Below are 16,848 nucleotides of genomic sequence, written 5' to 3' on the forward strand. Positions count from 1 at the left end.
CCGGGCCACGGGCGTGATCTTCATCGGGCAAAGCTCGCTGCACCACACCTTCAACGAACTGGCCAAGCGTGACACGCGCTTCGTTGTGTGGGGGGGCGGCGCTGCGCGACGCGGAATATTGCTCGGTCGGATCGGACAATCTGCTGGGCGGGCAGCGCGCCACCTCGCACCTAATCCGGCTTGGGCGCGAGCGGATCCTGTTCCTGGGCGATACCGAAGCGCCCGAAGCCGACCAGCGGCACCGTGGCTACAAGCAGGCGCTCGAGCTGGCCAGCCGCGAGTTCGACGAGGAACTGACCGTTTCCGCGTCCTTCGACGTTCACTCCGCAGAGGCTGCAACCGGTTCGCTGATCCAGCAAGGGGTGGAATTCGACGGGGTATTCGCCGCGAGCGACCTGATTGCGATCGGCGCAATGCGCGCGCTTACCCGCGCGGGCAGGTCCATCCCGGGCGATGTCTCGGTGGTAGGCTATGACAATATCGCCGCATCGCGCCTTGTCACGCCGCGGCTGACGACGATCGACCAGGACGCCAACCTGGCCGGGCGCCTGCTGGTCTCGAAGCTGATCGACACACAGGGCAAGATCCCGCCGTCCGATCGCACGGAAACTAGCCTGCTGATCCGCGAAAGCTGCGGAGGCTGAGGATTACCGTGTCCGCCCCACAGCCTGCCCCGATCCGCAACGTCCTGATCGTGGGCGGCGGCAGTGCCGGATGGATGACCGCGGCCGCTCTGGCCAATTCGCTGGGCAACGCGTGCGAGATCACCCTGGTCGAATCCGAAGCGATTGGTACGGTCGGCGTGGGCGAGGCGACAATCCCGCCGATCCGCTATTTCAACCAGCGGCTGGGGATCGACGAAGCGACTTTCGTGGCCGAGACCAGCGGTTCCTACAAGCTCGGCATCCAGTTCGTTGACTGGGCGCGGATCGGGCAAAGCTATTTCCACCCGTTCGGCCAGCACGGCGCCGAATTCGACCAGGTGCCGTTCTACCATTACTGGATGCGCGAACACCTGGAGGGGCGGGTCGAGGCGCCGATCGACGATTTCTCGATGGGCTGGGCCATGGCGAAGGCGGGCAAGTTTGCCCATCCGTTGCCTGATCGCCGCCAGATCCAGTCGACCTTCGATTATGCCTATCACTTCGATGCAGGGCTCTATGCGCAATATTTGCGCCGATATGCCGAAGCGCGCGGGGTTAGGCGGCTGGAAGGGCGCGTGGTCGATACCGCGCTTGATCCGGAAAGCGGCGCAATCGCGAGCATCAAGCTGGATGACGGGCGCGAGCTGGCCGCAGAATTCTTTGTCGATTGCAGCGGCTTTCGGGGGCTGCTGATCGAAGATGCCCTGCAGGCGGGATACGAAAACTGGCAGCACTGGCTGCCGTGCGATCGCGCGGTCGCAGCGCCCAGCGCGGGCGAAACCACGATCGATCCCTATACTCGCTCAACCGCCAAGAGCGCCGGCTGGCAATGGCGCATCCCGCTGCAGCACCGGATCGGCAATGGCTATGTCCATTGCAGCGAATTCATCGGCGAGGACGAGGCGACCGCAACGCTGGTGGGTTCGCTCAACAGCCAGCCGCTGTCCGATCCGCGCGTGCTGCGTTTTGTCACCGGGCGGCGCAAGAAGTTCTGGGACAAGAATTGCGTCGCGATCGGCCTTTCGGCTGGCTTCATGGAGCCACTGGAATCGACTAGCCTGCACCTGATCCAGTACGGTATATTGCGGCTGCTCGCGCTGTTCCCGGACAGCGAGATGTCACCGCTGCTGGCCGAGGAATACAACCGCCAGACCGCCGTCGAATACGAGCGGATCCGGGACTTCCTGATCCTGCATTACAAGGCGACCGAGCGCGACGATGCCGAGCTGTGGCGCTATTGTTCGGCGATGGCGATCCCTGATAGCCTGCAATACAAGATCGACCACTTCCGCGACTATGGCCTGCTGGTGGCGGACGAGCGCGAGCTGTTCAACAATCCCAGCTGGATCGCGGTATATCTTGGGCAGAACATCGTGCCCAAGCGCGCGCCGGCAATCACGCAGATGCGCCCCGATGTGCCGGTGGCGGATCGTTTTGCCGCGATTGCGAACGCGATGCGCGGCGCGGTGGCGGAGATGCCCGCGCATGGCGACTTCCTGGCCCGCCACTGCCCCAGCAGGCACGGCTGAGACAAACGATGACAGCATAGCGCGCAAGAAAAGGGGCCCGGCGATCGCTCGCCGAGCCCCTCTATGTTGCGACCCTGATAGGGCTCAGACGATCAGAATTCCTTCTTGATCGTGAAGTTGAAGGTGCGGCCATAGGTTTCGTGGCGGCTCGGGAAGGTGCCGATCTGGCTCCCGCCTGCATCGAACAGGTCGTTCCGCGTCACGAAGGGCTCGTTGGTCAGGTTGAACACTTCGAACTGGAAGCCGAGGCCATCAAGGAAGCCTTCGCGATCCTCGAAAGTGTACCCGATCTGGGCATCGACGATCGTTTCGCCGAGAGCCTGGGCACCGCTGAGGCTACCGTCGAAGTTCTGCACTTCGGACAGGAAGCCCGCGCGATGACGCGCGCTCAGCTTGGCCTGGAACCCGTTCTTTTCGTAGAACAGGTCGCTCGACCACACGGTTTCCGAATACCCCGGGATATCCAGCGCGTCGCCGTTCTGATCGTCAACCTTGGCATCGGCATAGGTGAAGCTGAAGCTGCCGCCAAAGCCGTCAAGCGCGTCAGTCAGGTCAGCGAAGTCGAGGCGCACGGTGCCTTCGATCCCGGTGATCTTGCCGCTCGAGAAGTTGACAGGACCGCTGAACGAACCGGTCGCCAGTTCAGGCGCTGTGGTCAGGATCGATCCGAAGCCAGCATTGTTGATCTGCTGCGTAACGTCGATCGTATCGTTGAACTGGATCACCCAGTCCGAGAGATCCTTGTGGAACAACGCCACCGCTATGGCCGACCCACGCGAGATATATTTCTCGAACGAGATGTCGAACGAGGTCGACTTGTATGGCCGGAGCGACGGGTTGCCGCCACTCAGGTTGAAGCAGACCAGCTGCGGCGGATTGAAGGCGATCACCGTATCCGGGATCTGGTCGCCATTGGTGTCGGTACAGCTGAGCGGGTTCACCGTCACGTTCTGATTGGCCGCGAGCTGGTCAAGCCGCGCCCGGGTGATCGACTTGGCAGCCGCCACCTTGACGAAGAAGCCATCTGCGACCTCGAACGCCAGGTTCGCACTCGGCAGCCAGTTCTCGTAGGAGTCGCTGACGTTGTTGGTCAGCCCGCCACCGAGCGTACCGAACGACTCCTGCTTGGTCTTGACATAGCGCAGGCCAACATTGCCGCGGACCGGGAGCGAGCCGAGATTGGCGTCGATATTGGCCATGGCGTAGATGTTGTGGACCTTTTCCGCCACGCGCCACTGCGTGTCGAAGGTGGCCTTGTCATAGATGTAAGTGCCATCGTCGAAGAAGCCGGACGGATCATAGGCGATGATGTCCATCCCCAGGCTGCCGGTCTTGGTTGAGCCGATAATGCTGCCTGTCGGGATGGGAAGGCCGTTCCCAAACGCTGCTGTCGGACGAATGAAGGCTTCGTTCGAATCGAAGTCCTTGTCGCGGTCGGTGTAAAGCCAACCAATCGTCACGCTCTTCAGGAAGCCGTTGTCTAGCTCGTAATCGGCCTCGGCACGCAACTGGTGCAGTTCGTCATTGATCTTCGGCTCCTTGATGAAGCCGACCTGGCCCCAGCCGCCCGGATCGGTCAGCAGGACAAGGTTGGGATCGGTGTAATCAAGCTGCGACGAAATGCTGTAGCGGCCATTGCTGGGCATGGTGAAGGTCAGCGTGTCGAGCGGACCGGACCGTGCGCGGCCTGTGCCGGCATAGGATTCGTAGTCGATGTCATCACGGTCGAGCTTGGAATAGCCGTAATCGAGTTCAAGCGTGAGGCGATCGGTGACCTTGAACGAGGTATTCGCACCCAGCGCAAAGATCTGCGATTCATTGCCCTCAGTATCGGTGCGCAGGATCGGGCCGACATTGGTGAAAGTCGCCGTGTCGGCAAATGGCCCGTCGCCGGTCGCGCCGCTGAAGGTCGCACCGCTCCACGATGCGATCGGGGTTTCCGTGCCGCGGAAGATACCGCTGTCCTTGGTATCGCCGTAGAAAGCATCGAGCGTCAGCTGGAAGCTGTCGCTCGGTTCGAACTGCAGCGCCCCTGCAATCGACAGGCGTTCGAACTCTCGGCTGACCACGCCCTGGCGGGGGTTATCGGCCGGGTAGATCAAGCCACCTGCCGTGCGGCCAACCTGGTTCCGGTTGGTCTTGAGCTCGCGCGAGATAAAGTGCGTCGGGTTCGACTGCTGCGTCACGCCCAGGTACCAGCCCACAGTGCCGTCGGCATTCTGGTCGATGTACGAACCGAACAGGCGATAGCCCTGATCGCTGAAATCGGGGTTCAGCTTGCCGATATCGGCAATCACATAACGCGCCGACAGGTTGATCTTGCGCTCCTTGAAGTCGAGCGGGCGGATCGTGCGCAGGTCAACCGCGCCGGCGATGCCGGTCGCTGCCAGCGTCGCGTCAGGCGATTTGTAGACCACGCCCTGCCCGATCAGCTCGGACGGGAACTGGTCGAACTCGATGCCGCGGTTGTTACCGGCCGACACGACCTCACGGCCGTTGAGCAGCGCGAGCGAGAAGTCCGGGCCAAGGCCGCGGATCGAGATCTGCTGCGAGCGGCCGCGCACGCGCTGTGCGGTAACGCCGGGCAGGCGGGCGAGCGAGTCGGCGATCGAAAGGTCGGGCAGCTTGCCGATGTCTTCCGCCGAGATCACCTCGACGATGCCGGGCGCTTCGCGCTTGGCCTCAAGTGCGGTTTCGATCGCGGCCCGGATACCGGTGACGACGATCGTGTTGTCTTCAGTGTCAGCCTCGGCAGTGTCCTGCGCGAAGGCGGGCGATGCGGTTGCGATCATGACCAGGCCGGTCGCCGCGCCACACAGCAGACGTGAGTTTACCGAAAAACGATCCAATCCCATTTTTATTCCCCCATGAAGGATGCAATCTGCGTTTGCATGTTTTTTCATAGCGGGAAAATTGAGCCACGTAAATGTCCAAAAATTTGGCCGCGAAATCGCAGCCAGATTCCATTTTTTATGATTATATTACCGTATCTTGTGGATTACTCGACGATACCGCGGGAAGTCCGGAAACTCTTTGCAAACGGATTTGGTGGCCTTTGCGCCACACTCGCTGGTGGTCAAACCCCGGATTCACCCTGCCAGAGCGCATATCAGAGCGCACGGAGCTCACGCGCACCTCCATCTAACTTATTGTAATATATGTTTTTTATTGCCAATTTTCACCGGCATTTGGATTCTCCAATCCAGTTTGATAGGCTGCCCAATCGGAATTTTTCATGCTGCACTGCGGAAGAAATGACATGCAAGAATGGTCGATTTCAACGGCGAGTGCGCAGACTCTATCTTTTTCCGAATACAATCATAGCCTTGTCTCGATTTCATCGTTCCTGCAGCAGCCAGATTGCGCGATTGAAAATGCTGTTTTGCAAAAATTTGCAGCAATTACGCCGCAATATCCGGGACTGCGCGCCGCGCTCGACTCGGAGATCGCGGACCACTGGCTCGACACGCTCTCGCCCCTGCTTTCGCGCGCCTTTGATGCTCCCGAAGGGCGCTGGTCGATGGTGGCCTGGCATTCGATTGTGTCGCATCGTCCGCAGGACCTCTTGCCGATCCAGCGCCTGCCGCATGTCGACGGGACTGACCCCGATCAGGTAGCGATGATGCTCTACCTGCACCGCACCGGGCACGGCGGCACCGCCTTTTTCCGCCACAAATCGACCGGGCTGGAGGCGCTGACAGAGGAGAATTTCCCGCGCTACCGCGTCGCGCTGGAACGCGAAGTGCGCGAGACGGGCCTGCCGCCGGCCGCCTATGTCACTGACGGCGCCCCGCTGTTCGAACGGACCTATGCCAGCGCGGGTGAATTCAACCATGCGATTTTCTATCGCGGCAATATCCTGCACAGCGGTGTGATCGATAATCACGCGCCGCTCTCGCGCGATCCACGCGAAGGGCGCTATACCATCAATGCATTCTTGAGGCCGCCCGGCGGCGAGGGACCGAATGACGAGTGAAACGGGTATCAAACGGCTGGTAATCGTTGGCGGGGGCACCGCTGGCTGGATCGCGGCGGCCGCGTTCGCGCGTCTGCTGGGCGAGCGGCTGGAGATCGCGCTGGTCGAATCCGATGCGATCGGCACAGTGGGCGTTGGCGAAGCGACGATCCCGCAGATCATCCGGCTCAACACCATCCTGGGCTTCGACGAGCACGATTTCCTGCGCCAGACCTTTGGCACGTTCAAGCTGGGGATCGAATTCGTCGACTGGTCGGCGCGGGGCAGCCGCTATCTGCACACCTTTGGCGACACCGGCCTCAACCTCGGCAATGTCGCGTTCCACCATTACTGGCGGCGGCATGCGATGCAGGGCGGCAGCGAGAGCCTGTGGCATTACTCGCTGCACCAGCTGGCGGCGGACCAGGCGAAATTCGCCAAGCTTGAGCGGGTCGGCAACACGTCGATGACCGGGCTTGCCTATGCCTATCACTTCGATGCCACGCTTTATGCCCGTTACCTGCGCAATTACGCGGAAACGCGCGGCGTCACGCGCCACGAGGGGATAGTGCAAACGGTCGAACGCGCTGCCGAAAGCGGCGACATCGCCGCGATCATGCTCGACAATGACCGCCGCATCGCGGGCGACTTCTTCATCGACTGCACCGGGTTTCGTTCGCTGCTGCTGGGGCATGAACTGGAGGTCGGCTATCAGGACTGGTCGCACTGGCTGCCCTGCAACCGCGCGCAGGCGGTGCCGAGCAGAAGGATCGATCCCCTGCCCCCCTTCACCCGGGCCACCGCCCGACGGGCGGGCTGGCAATGGCGCATCCCGCTGCAGCACCGCACCGGCAACGGCCATGTCTATTGCAGCGAGTTCATCTCCGATGACGAAGCCGCCGAAGTGCTGCTGGCGAACCTTGATACCGAAGCGCTGGACGATCCGCGCCCGATCCGCTTCACCACCGGGCGGCGCGAGCAGTTCTGGGCGCACAATTGCGTAGCGATCGGCCTGTCGAGCGGCTTCCTTGAGCCGCTGGAATCGACCAGCATCCACCTGATCCAGTCCAACATCAGCCGGTTGATCGAGCTGTTCCCGCGCGACCGCATCAATGCAGCCGATCGCGAGGAATACAATCGCCGCACGATCCGCGAGTTCGAGCAGATCCGCGATTTCCTGATCCTGCATTACCACCGGACCGACCGCGAAGACACCGAGTTCTGGCGCTATTGCAAGCACATGTCCGTGCCCGACAGCCTCACGCACAAGATCGAGCTGTTCGGTTCGGGCGGCCGGCTGGGTCGCGACGTGGATGACCTGTTCCGCGAAGCGAGCTGGGTGCAGGTGATGCTGGGCCAGGGCGTCACCCCCGCTGATTACAACCCGATGGCCGACCAGTTGAGCAATGCCCAACTCGGCCAATTCCTGGGCGACCTGCGCAAGATCATCGAGAAAGCGGTCGCCGGCCTGCCATCGCACGCCGATTACATCGCGCAGCATTGCGCCGCGACAAACGCTTAGGGCTCGACCGATTCCTCGGCGTCGAACAGCGGCGCCCAATCGCCGAACAGCGGCTGGAACTCATCGGCGCGGATCGAATGCCACACGCCGACCTCGAAATAGGGGATCGCCTCTAGCCGACTGCGCGCCTCGGCCTCGTCCCTGGCCTTGATGATCAGCAGCGAGCCAACAATCTTGTCGCCTTTCGCCAAAGGCCCGGCCACCGCGAAGTGTTTGCCGTGTTCGGCAAAATGCTTGAGCAATGCATCATGGCTGTGTTCGCGGAACACCTCGCCATGCTCGCCATCGCGGCAATAGAATGCGAACAGCTTCATCGATCCAACCCGTACCTGCGATCCTTTGCGAACGCGGCGACACCTTGCGCGCATCCCATCAATCGATCAAGGCCTGCCTCGTTCCTTTCGCACTCGCAACATAGGCCCTTGGCAAACGCCGGTCAGTCGTGCACCTTGCAACCCATCGCATGAGTGAAAGACCGGGCACCAATTTCGACGAAATGATTGACGAACAGGGCAATGTTCGTCCGGCCTATGCTGCCTATCGCGAATGGTATGACGATCAGGAACCGCGTTGGCTGCGGAGCCAGAATGCTCGCGCGGAAAGCTTCTTTCGCCGCACCGGGATCACCTTCAACGTCTATGGCCAGGCTGACGGCGAAGAGCGGCTGATCCCTTTCGACATGGTGCCGCGCATCATTACCGGCGCGGAATGGCGGCGGATCTCGCGCGGGATCGAACAGCGGGTAAAGGCGCTCAACGCCTTCCTGCATGACATCTATCACAAGCAGGAAATCATCCGTGCCGGGCGGCTGCCGCTGAAGATGCTGTCGCAGAACGAGGCTTTCCTGCAGCAGATGGTGGGCTTCAACCCGCCGGGCGGTATCTACACGCATATCGTCGGGGTAGACCTGGTGCGCACCGGCCCCAACGAATTCCACGTGCTGGAAGACAATGCGCGTACCCCCTCAGGCGTCTCCTACATGCTGGAGAACCGCGAGACGATGATGGCGATGTTCCCGGATCTGTTCGCGCAGGTTCCGGTGCGCCCGGTGCAGGACTATCCGCGCCTGCTGGCTTCGAGCCTTGCCAAATGCGCGCCGCCCGCCGCATCGGGCGGCGAGCCGGTGCTTGCCGTGCTGACGCCGGGCATCTTCAATTCGGCCTATTACGAGCATTCCTTCCTGGCGGACCAGATGGGCGCCGAACTGGTCGAAGCGAGCGACCTGCGCGTGGTTGACGGGCGCGTCGCGATGCGCACTACGCGCGGCTACAAGGCAATCGATGTGCTCTACCGCAGGGTCGATGACGACTATCTCGACCCGCTGACCTTCAATCCGGACAGCATGCTGGGCGTGCCCGGCATCATGGACGTCTATCGCGCGGGCGGCATCACCATCGCCAATGCGCCGGGCACCGGCATTTCCGACGACAAGGCGATCTATAGCTACATGCCGGATATCGTGCGGTTCTACACCGGCGAGAAACCGATCCTCGACAATGTCGAGACCTGGCGCTGCAGCGAGCCGGACTCGCTCAAATACGTGCTCGACAACCTCGCCGACCTGGTGGTCAAGGAAGTGCACGGCTCGGGCGGATACGGCATGCTGATCGGCCCGACATCGACCAAGGCGGAGGCTGCGAAATTCGCCGAAAAACTGCGCGCCAAGCCTGACAATTACATCGCCCAGCCAACCTTGTCGCTGTCGACGGTGCCGATCTTCGCCAAGTCCGGACTCGTGCCGCGCCATGTCGACCTGCGGCCCTTCGCGCTGGTCTCCCCGCGCGAAGTCACCATAACGCCGGGCGGGTTGACGCGCGTGGCGATGCGCAAGGGTTCGCTGGTGGTCAATTCGTCGCAGGGCGGCGGGACCAAGGACACCTGGGTGCTGGAGGACTGACGCGAGTATGCTGGGCCGCCACGCCAACGGGATCTTCTGGATGTTCCGCTATCTTGAACGGGCGGAGAATACCGCACGCCTGATCGATGCGGGCTTCCAGCTGGCGCTGACCAGCGGCACCGAGGCGGCCGACGATGAATGGCGATCGGTGCTGGTGACGACTGGGCAGGATGACCTCTTCCGCCAGAATCACGAAAGCTATTCGGGCATGGCCGTGCCCGATTTCATGCTGCGCGGGCGCGACAATCCGGGCAGCATCCTGTGCATGCTGGAAAATGCCCGCACCAATGCCCGCGCGGTGCGCACCGCGATCACGCGCGAAGTATGGGAATCGACCAATGAAACCTGGCTGTCGCTGAAGGACATGCTCGCCCGCCCGGTCTCCGAACGGAACCTCGGCGATGTACTGACCTTTACCCGGCGCCAGGCGGCCCTGGTCCGCGGCGCGATGGAAGGCACCATGTTGCGCAACGAGATCTATAATTTCGCACGGATGGGCACCTTCCTTGAGCGCGCCGACAACACCGCGCGCACGCTGGACGTCAAATATTACGTGCTGCTGCCCAGCATCAGCATGGTCGGTTCCGAACTGGACAACAAGCAATGGGAGGCGGTGCTGCGCTCGCTTTCGGGCATCCGCGCCTATCGCTGGCTCAATGCCGGGCGAATGGACGCGCGCGGGATCACCGAATTCCTGATCCTTGACCGCCGTTTCCCGCGCAGCCTGCGCTTCTGCCTCGACAAGCTGGACAGCAATCTGCGCTATCTCGCCGAGGAATATGGCGAGGATGGCCATTCGCATGCGCTGGTGCGTGACGCCGCCCAGAAGCTGCGCAGCACCGATGTCGACCGGATCATCGACATGGGCCTGCACGAATTCATCACCACGTCGATCCGCAGCGCTGCAGAGATTTCGAACGCCATCGCCACAGATTACAGGTTTGCAGAATAATGCGCCTGTCGATCGAACACACCTCGCGTTACGACTATTCGCAGCCCGCCTCGCACGGCTTGCTGCGCATCCGGCTGAAGCCGAAATCGACCCACGGGCAGAACATCGTCGATTGGGCGATGGAGCTTGACGGGGCGAAAGTGGAAACCCGCTACGAAGACCAGCACAACAACGCAGTGGTGCTGGCATCGGTGGAGCCTGGCACCGAGACGGTGGTGGTTACCTGTCGCGGGATCGTAGAGACGGCGGATACCTCGGGCATTATCGGCCAGCACGCCGGGCACATGCCACTGTGGGCCTTTGCCAAGCGCACGGCGCTGACGCGGCCCGGCGCGCAGATCCGCAAGCTGGCGAGCGCCTTCGATCGCAACGATCCCGATGCGCTGGGGATGCTGCATGCGCTGTCGCGCCGGGTGCTTGAGGCGGTAACCTACGAAATCGGGCGGACGGACTCCGGCACCACTGCCGAACAGGCGCTTCAGGCCGGGCACGGCGTGTGCCAGGACCATGCTCATGTCTTCATCGCTGCCGCGCGCGAGCTGGGCATCCCGGCGCGCTATGTCAGCGGATATCTGATGATGAATGACCGGATCGAGCAGGAAGCGGGCCATGCCTGGGCCGAGGCGCATGTGCCGGACCTGGGCTGGGTCGGGTTCGATATCTCCAACGGGATCAGCCCGGACGAACGCTATGTCCGCGTGGCGACCGGCTGTGACTATCGCGATGCCGCGCCGATCACCGGCATATCCTACGGAACTGGGGATAGCGCGCTGGAAGTGCGGCTTTCGGTTGAACAGCACACGGCGGCGCAGTAGCGCGCTTCATTCGAAGGAGTTTTCGCCGTGACCTATTGCGTTGGCCTGCAGATCGATCGCGGCCTGGTTCTGATGAGCGACACCCGCACCAATTCCGGGGTCGATTACATCTCGTCTTTCCGCAAGCTGCACCACTGGTCGGTGCCCGGCAATCGCAGCATCGCCTTGCTCTCGTCCGGCAATCTCGCGACCACCCAATCGGTGATCAGCAAGCTGGAAGAGCGCAACAAGGCGCCGAGCGAACGGCATAATTCGCTGTTCGACGCACCTACGATGTTCCAGGTCGCAACCACAGTGGGCGAGCTGCTGCGCGAGACGATCCGCGAGAGTACCCCGTCCGACAGCCCCGAAGCCAGCGGAACCTTCACCGCTTCGCTGATCCTCGCCGGACAGATTTCGGGCATGGAGCCGCGGCTGTTCCTGATCTATCCCGAAGGCAATTTCATCGAGGCCTCGCTCGACACGCCCTTCTTCCAGATCGGCGAGACCAAATATGGCCGCCCGATCCTGATCCGCGCCTTCGACCGGGGCATGAGCTTCGAGGAAGCGATCAAGCTGCTGATGGTCAGCTTCGATTCCACGCTCAAGGCCAATCTCTCGGTCGGCATGCCATTGGACCTGCTGGTGCTGGAACGGGACAGTTTCGAGCCGCTGCACCAGCGCCGCATCCTCGAGGACGATCCCTATTTCCGCACTATTTCCTCAGGCTGGAGTGAGGCGCTGCGGAAAGCCTTCGAGGGGCTGCCCGATTACGAGATGTAGTCTGGGCTCAGCCGGCCATCATGCTGGCGACCAGGATCGAAACGGTAAAGCTCGCCAGCGTGGCGCAGACAACCGGCATGAAGGCGCGCCAGCCCAGCGTGCGCATCAGGTCCATCCGCGAACGCAGCGCCGTCGCGGTTACCGCCAGCAGCAGCAGCCCTTTTGATACAGTCAGCGCGCCTCCGGCAAAAGCTTCGGGAAATTCGACGAAGCTATTCACCGTCACCAGCGCCAGGAAGCCGAGGATGAACCATGGCAAAGCGAGACGGCGCAGCGGTGTTGCCCCCGCCCCGCCCTGCCCGGCGCTGCCGATCCACAGCGAAACGAGCAGCACGGCGGGCGCCAGCAAGGTCACCCTTGCCAGCTTGACGATGGTCGCTTCGGCCCCGGCAGCATCGGAGAAGGAGTAGCCGCCGCCGATCGCTTGCGCGACGTCATGCACGGATGCGCCGATCAGGAACCCCGCCGCGCGGTCATCCAGCCCGATCTGCGCGGCGATCACCGGATAGACCGCCATGGCAAAGGCGCTGGCCAAGGCGACCGCGACCAAATTCATCGCGAATTGCGCCTGCGGCAGCCGTTCGCGCCCGATCACGGCATAGAGCGCCAGCGAGGCGCTCGCGCCGCAAATGGCGGTCGCGCCGCCCGCCAGGATGCCGGCATATCGTGACTGGCCCCAGATCCGCGCGCCCAGCAGCCCGGCAGCAAAGGTCGTCGCCATGATCCCCAGCAGCAAGGCAAAGGACACAGCGCCGACATCGGCGATCTGCGCGAAAGTGATCTGAAAGCCGAGCAGCACGATCCCGATCCGCAGGCCCTCCCTCGCGACCAGGTCAAGTCCGGGATGCGTGCCTTCCTCGCCCGCGGCAAAGCTCAGCGCGAGGCCCAGCAGCAAGCCCATCAGGATCATCGGCATGCCGTAATGGTCGCTGAGCCAGGCGGCGGCGAGACTGGTCACCCCGACCAGGATCAGCCCCGGCAGGAAACGGCGCGTGGTGCGCTTCTCAGACCCCGCTGCTTCCTGTTCGGACAGCGTCAGCTCGCCGTACAAGTCCCCGGCGTAGAAATTGCGTTCATCGGGAGAATTGCCCGCGGCCAAACCCTGCCTCCCTTCAGCCCGCTTCCACGCGGCGGATCTGCGGCATCATCAGCTGCAGCCACGCCAGCGCGATCAGGTAGGACATGGCGGCGAAAACGAACAGCGGCACGAAGCCGAACCCTGCATCGAGCACGCGGCCGGTGATCAGGCTGATCGCCACCCCGCCCATATTGCCCATGAAGGCGCCGAAGGCGGTGACCCGCCCGACCTTGGCATTGGGAACCACGTCCGTGATCGTCGCGAAGATCGACAGCGAGAAGCCCTGGTGCCCGGCCATGACCACACCCATCATCACCGCGACCGGCCAGAAGGAATTGAGTTCCAGCACCAGCGGCAGCGGCGCCACTATCAGCGCGGAAACCAGCATCACGCCCTTGCGAACGCGGTTGACCGACCAGCCCAGCTCAAGCAGCCGGGTCGAGGCCCAACCGGCAAGCAGCGCGCCCAGGCCCGAACCGGCAAAGGCGATCGCCAGCGGGATCGCCAGCTCCAGCGTCGTAAGGCCGAACTCCTTGCGGTAATAATCCGCCAGCCAGAAATTGATGAACCACCAGGTCATGTCCGATAGCGCCTTGGCGATCACGATCGCCCAGGTCTGCCGGTTGGTCAGGAAATTGCCGTAAGCCGCGCCGTCTTCGACCAGCGTCACGCCCTCCGGCTCGGCACTTGCCTGGCGCAATTGCGAAAGGCCGCGCGCCAGCCACATCCAGGCGATAAGCGAGATGAAGCCGCCGATACCGCCTGCGACCAGTGCCCCGCGCCAGCCGACCGCCAGCGCCAGCGCCGGGATCACGAAAGGCATGGCGATTGTCCCCGCCCCCGCCAGCAGGGTCGCGAAGCCGAAAGCAAAGGAACGCTTGTTCGGTTCGAACAATGTGGCGACGGTCTTGATCGTCAGCGGGGTCTGCACCGCTTCTGTGACACCCAGCCCGACGCGCGCGGCGACCACCTGCCAGGTGGTGATGGCCCAGCCATGCGCCATCGCAGCAAAGCTCCAGGCCGATGCGCCCAATTGCATCGAGCGGTGGACACCCAGCCGGTCAACCAGCCAGCCGGTAAACAGGAACGCAAAGGCCGCGGAAAACTGCGTGACCGCGGCCAGATCGCCGAAATCGCTGTCAGTCCAGCCGAAGTCCGCCATCATGTCGGGTTTGAGGATGGCGATGATCGGGCGGTCCATCGCATTGAATACGCCCGCCACGCACAGTGTCGTGAACAATGCCCAACGCAGGCGCGGCGTGATCACCTTCATGATGCGAATTCCCCTTCCCGATTCAACTGTCTACCCCGGGTACGGACACAGGCCAACCAGGGGATTCCTGGCTGGCCTGCACCGTGTTGCGACCTTTGAGGCGTCAGGCGGCTCAGTTGCGAACCCGCAGGCTCACCCCGAAATAGCGATCCGCATCGCGCGGGATCTGCAAGCGCTGGCCATTGCCGACATTGAGCAGCGCATAGCTTTCGTCGGTGATGTTGCGGGCATGGAAGGTCAGGCGATAACGATCGTCCTGGTCGGAGAAGCCGATCGAGGCATTCCAGAGACCATAGGGATCGATCACGCCCTGCTCGCCAAGGTCCGAATACTGCTTGCTGACATGACGATAGTCGGTGTCGAGATAGAACCGGAAACCGCCCAGATCGCCTTCATAGCTGCCGCCAAGCGTGTAGGTGAACTTGGGGGCCAACGGCAGCTGGGTGCCGTCGCGCGCGTCAGGTGCATTGGTCAGCGGGTTCGGGTTGAACTTCTTCACCGCCGCATCGGCATAGGCACCGCTGGCGCGCAAGGTCAGACCGTCTACCGGCACTACCAGCAGGTCAGCTTCAAAGCCTTCGCTCTTTACCGTACCGGCATTGGTCAGGTTCGTTACCGTCGCGCCATTGAGCAGCACGAAGTTGTTGGCCTGGAACCCGTCATATTCGACGGTGAAGGCCGCAACGTTCAGCTGCACCCGGTTGTCGAGGAATTGGGTCTTGGCGCCCAGTTCAAACGCGTTCGACGTTTCTTCGTCAATCGGCACGGCGTTGGTGGGCGCAGTGTGGTTGAAGAAGACGTTGAAAGCCGGGCCCTTATACCCGCGGGTATAGCTGCCGTAGAACATGATGTCCTCTGCCGGCGTGAACTGCAGCACCGCCTTGCCTGACAGATTGCCGTTGGTGCTCGACCCGCGCGATACCGGCGTGCCGTTACCGCCGCCTGCGATGGTGCCGCCTGCCGGGTTACCCGAAACGCCGGGGCCGGTAGCCGGCAGGCCGGTCGCCGCATTCACGCCCGGTGCGCGGACATGGGTGTAGCTGAGCTCGTCCCAGGTGTATCGCAAGCCGCCGGTGATCGCAAACATGTCATTCAGGCGATAGGTTGCCTGGCCGAAGATCGCGAAGTTGGACGAATTGACGTCACTGTCAGAGGTTGCGGTGGGGAAGATCGTGTTGACCGTGTCGGTCAGGTTGCACGGACGCCCGCCGGTGGCAGGATCGATCGGCAGGGTCGAGCTGGCGCAGGTGATCACTTCACGAGTGAAGGTCTGCGTATTGTCCGAATGCCATGCGAAAGCACCAACCTGGTAGAAGAACGGAGCGGTCGGATCGGACGCAATGCGCGCTTCGAACGACATCTGCTCGGTCGTCACCACACCATCGTCATGCAACTGTGCAGTGCCGACAATGGCACGCGGCAGGAAATCGCCTTCGCGGATTTCGCGGTTGCGCCAGTTGCGATAGCCGGTGACCACGCTCAGCGTGTGCGTATCGCTAAGGTCGACATCGCCGGAGAGCGTCAGGCTCCACTGCTTGTCCTTGGTTTCAGTGACAAGGTTGTGATTGACGTAACGCTGGTCGAGACCCTGCGCCGAACCGCCCGGGAGGCCCAGCTCGGCATCGAGCACAGCACCGCGGCTGACGGTCGTAACGTCGGCGCAGCAATCGTCATCGGCCTTGAAGAGGTCCGCGATCAGGCGGACCCGTGCCATCGAACCATTGTAATCAACGATGCCGCGCGCACCATAGTGCTCATAACCGTTGATCTTGTTATTCTCACCGCCATAGACATTGGTGATGTTGCCATCATAGCTGCCATAGAAACCGGTCACACGAGCGCTGAGGTCTTCGGCGATCGGACCCGAAAGCGAGCCGCGCACGCGGTATTCATCGCCTTCGAACCATTCGGCGCGCCCTTCGGCTTCGAACGTATCGGTGCCGCCCTTCGACACGATGTTGACGAGACCGGCCGACGCGTTCTTGCCGAACAGCGTGCCTTGCGGGCCGCGCAGCACTTCCAGCCGCTCGGCATCGACCAGGTCCATGAAGGCCTGGCCCGAACGGCTCAGCACGATGCCGTCAACCACGGTCGAAACGCTCGGCTCGGCTGCGATCGAGAAGGTGATGGTGCCAACACCGCGCATCCACGATCGCGCTATTGGCGCTGGTCGTGCCCTTGCGGAAGGTGACCGACGGAACGAGCCGGGTAATGCCTTCAAGGCTGGTGGTGCCGGCCTGCTCGAGCCGGTCCGCCGACAGCGCGGTAACCGCAATCGGCACGTCCTGGACATTTTCGGAGACCTTCTGTGCGGTAACCAGGATTTCCTGGATGCCGCCCTCGTCTTCCTCAGCGTCCTGCGCCCATGCCGGCGCGGTCGCGGACAAAGCCATCAGGCTGACAGAAACAGCCAGCGCACGC

At 62.5% G+C, this 16,848-nt stretch carries 12 protein-coding genes and 1 pseudogene; 8 read left to right on the forward strand and 5 right to left on the reverse strand.

Translation table 11 applies throughout. The annotated features are described in order from the left end of the window. Positions 1-68: 68 nt before the first annotated feature. On the forward strand, positions 69-644 hold the full coding sequence (locus G6N82_RS14935; protein ID WP_241255191.1) for a substrate-binding domain-containing protein: 576 nt from the start codon (positions 69-71) through the stop codon (positions 642-644). An 8-nt stretch (positions 645-652) separates the two neighbouring features. Then, positions 653-2,173 carry a tryptophan halogenase family protein gene (locus G6N82_RS04490; RefSeq protein ID WP_165194129.1) on the forward strand — a complete coding sequence of 507 codons (1,521 nt, stop codon included), beginning with the start codon at positions 653-655 and terminating at the stop codon, positions 2,171-2,173. Positions 2,174-2,265: 92 nt separating this feature from the next. Here the strand turns inward: G6N82_RS04490 and G6N82_RS04495 are convergent, their stop codons facing one another. Next, on the reverse strand, positions 2,266-5,028 hold the full coding sequence (locus G6N82_RS04495; protein ID WP_165194131.1) for a TonB-dependent receptor: 2,763 nt from the start codon (positions 5,026-5,028) through the stop codon (positions 2,266-2,268). A 404-nt stretch (positions 5,029-5,432) separates the two neighbouring features. Here G6N82_RS04495 and G6N82_RS04500 point away from each other — a divergent pair, with 404 nt between their 5' ends. Together G6N82_RS04500 and G6N82_RS04505 are read left to right on the forward strand one after the other, a co-directional pair. Beyond that, positions 5,433-6,149: a DUF6445 family protein gene (locus tag G6N82_RS04500; protein ID WP_277601959.1), complete on the forward strand. Its 717-nt coding sequence runs from the start codon at positions 5,433-5,435 to the stop codon at positions 6,147-6,149. Next, positions 6,139-7,650: a tryptophan halogenase family protein gene (locus G6N82_RS04505; protein ID WP_165194133.1), complete on the forward strand. Its 1,512-nt coding sequence runs from the start codon at positions 6,139-6,141 to the stop codon at positions 7,648-7,650. The genes G6N82_RS04500 and G6N82_RS04505 overlap by 11 nt, the downstream gene beginning before the upstream one ends. Here G6N82_RS04505 and G6N82_RS04510 read toward each other — a convergent pair. Continuing rightward, positions 7,647-7,964, reverse strand: a complete 318-nt coding sequence (locus G6N82_RS04510; RefSeq protein WP_165194135.1) for a YciI family protein — start codon at positions 7,962-7,964, stop codon at positions 7,647-7,649. The genes G6N82_RS04505 and G6N82_RS04510 overlap by 4 nt on opposite strands. A 149-nt stretch (positions 7,965-8,113) precedes the next feature. Between G6N82_RS04510 and G6N82_RS04515 the strand changes: the two genes are divergently transcribed. Genes G6N82_RS04515 through G6N82_RS04530 form a run of 4 tightly spaced genes read left to right on the forward strand, consistent with a single transcriptional unit; the run spans position 8,114 to position 12,076 of the window. Next, on the forward strand, positions 8,114-9,547 hold the full coding sequence (locus G6N82_RS04515; RefSeq protein ID WP_165194137.1) for a circularly permuted type 2 ATP-grasp protein: 1,434 nt from the start codon (positions 8,114-8,116) through the stop codon (positions 9,545-9,547). 7 nt (positions 9,548-9,554) lie between these two features. Further along, complete coding sequence (locus tag G6N82_RS04520; protein ID WP_165194139.1) at positions 9,555-10,499, forward strand: alpha-E domain-containing protein; 945 nt, start codon at positions 9,555-9,557, stop codon at positions 10,497-10,499. Then, positions 10,499-11,314: a transglutaminase family protein gene (locus G6N82_RS04525; protein WP_165194141.1), complete on the forward strand. Its 816-nt coding sequence runs from the start codon at positions 10,499-10,501 to the stop codon at positions 11,312-11,314. Before G6N82_RS04520 ends, G6N82_RS04525 begins: the two co-directional genes overlap by 1 nt. 27 nt (positions 11,315-11,341) lie before the next feature. Then, positions 11,342-12,076 (forward strand): proteasome-type protease, encoded by a 735-nt coding sequence (locus G6N82_RS04530; RefSeq protein WP_165194143.1) that lies wholly within the window; start codon positions 11,342-11,344, stop codon positions 12,074-12,076. 7 nt (positions 12,077-12,083) lie between these two features. Here the strand turns inward: G6N82_RS04530 and G6N82_RS04535 are convergent, their stop codons facing one another. The 3 genes and pseudogenes from G6N82_RS04535 to G6N82_RS04545 all read right to left on the reverse strand — a co-directional run bounded on the left by G6N82_RS04535 (position 12,084) and on the right by G6N82_RS04545 (position 16,820). After that, positions 12,084-13,175 carry a putative sulfate exporter family transporter gene (locus G6N82_RS04535; protein ID WP_165194145.1) on the reverse strand — a complete coding sequence of 364 codons (1,092 nt, stop codon included), beginning with the start codon at positions 13,173-13,175 and terminating at the stop codon, positions 12,084-12,086. Positions 13,176-13,188: 13 nt separating this feature from the next. Further along, on the reverse strand, positions 13,189-14,427 hold the full coding sequence (locus G6N82_RS04540) for an MFS transporter (RefSeq protein ID WP_165194147.1): 1,239 nt from the start codon (positions 14,425-14,427) through the stop codon (positions 13,189-13,191). Between the two features lie 112 nt (positions 14,428-14,539). Then, positions 14,540-16,820, reverse strand: a pseudogene (locus G6N82_RS04545) (TonB-dependent receptor). Positions 16,821-16,848 lie beyond the last annotated feature (28 nt).

Source organism: Altererythrobacter sp. BO-6 (assembly GCF_011047315.1).
Classification (GTDB): domain Bacteria; phylum Pseudomonadota; class Alphaproteobacteria; order Sphingomonadales; family Sphingomonadaceae; genus Erythrobacter.

Bases quoted from the DNA above. Each gene is read 5' to 3' on its own strand.
- G6N82_RS04495 (WP_165194131.1), bottom strand. From the start codon at position 5,028: ATGGGATTGGATCGTTTTTCGGTAAACTCACGTCTGCTGTGTGGCGCG.
- G6N82_RS04500 (WP_277601959.1), top strand. From the start codon at position 5,433: ATGCAAGAATGGTCGATTTCAACGGCGAGTGCGCAGACTCTATCTTTT.
- G6N82_RS04505 (WP_165194133.1), top strand. From the start codon at position 6,139: ATGACGAGTGAAACGGGTATCAAACGGCTGGTAATCGTTGGCGGGGGC.
- G6N82_RS04510 (WP_165194135.1), bottom strand. From the start codon at position 7,964: ATGAAGCTGTTCGCATTCTATTGCCGCGATGGCGAGCATGGCGAGGTG.
- G6N82_RS04515 (WP_165194137.1), top strand. From the start codon at position 8,114: ATGAGTGAAAGACCGGGCACCAATTTCGACGAAATGATTGACGAACAG.
- G6N82_RS04520 (WP_165194139.1), top strand. From the start codon at position 9,555: ATGCTGGGCCGCCACGCCAACGGGATCTTCTGGATGTTCCGCTATCTT.
- G6N82_RS04525 (WP_165194141.1), top strand. From the start codon at position 10,499: ATGCGCCTGTCGATCGAACACACCTCGCGTTACGACTATTCGCAGCCC.
- G6N82_RS04540 (WP_165194147.1), bottom strand. From the start codon at position 14,427: ATGAAGGTGATCACGCCGCGCCTGCGTTGGGCATTGTTCACGACACTG.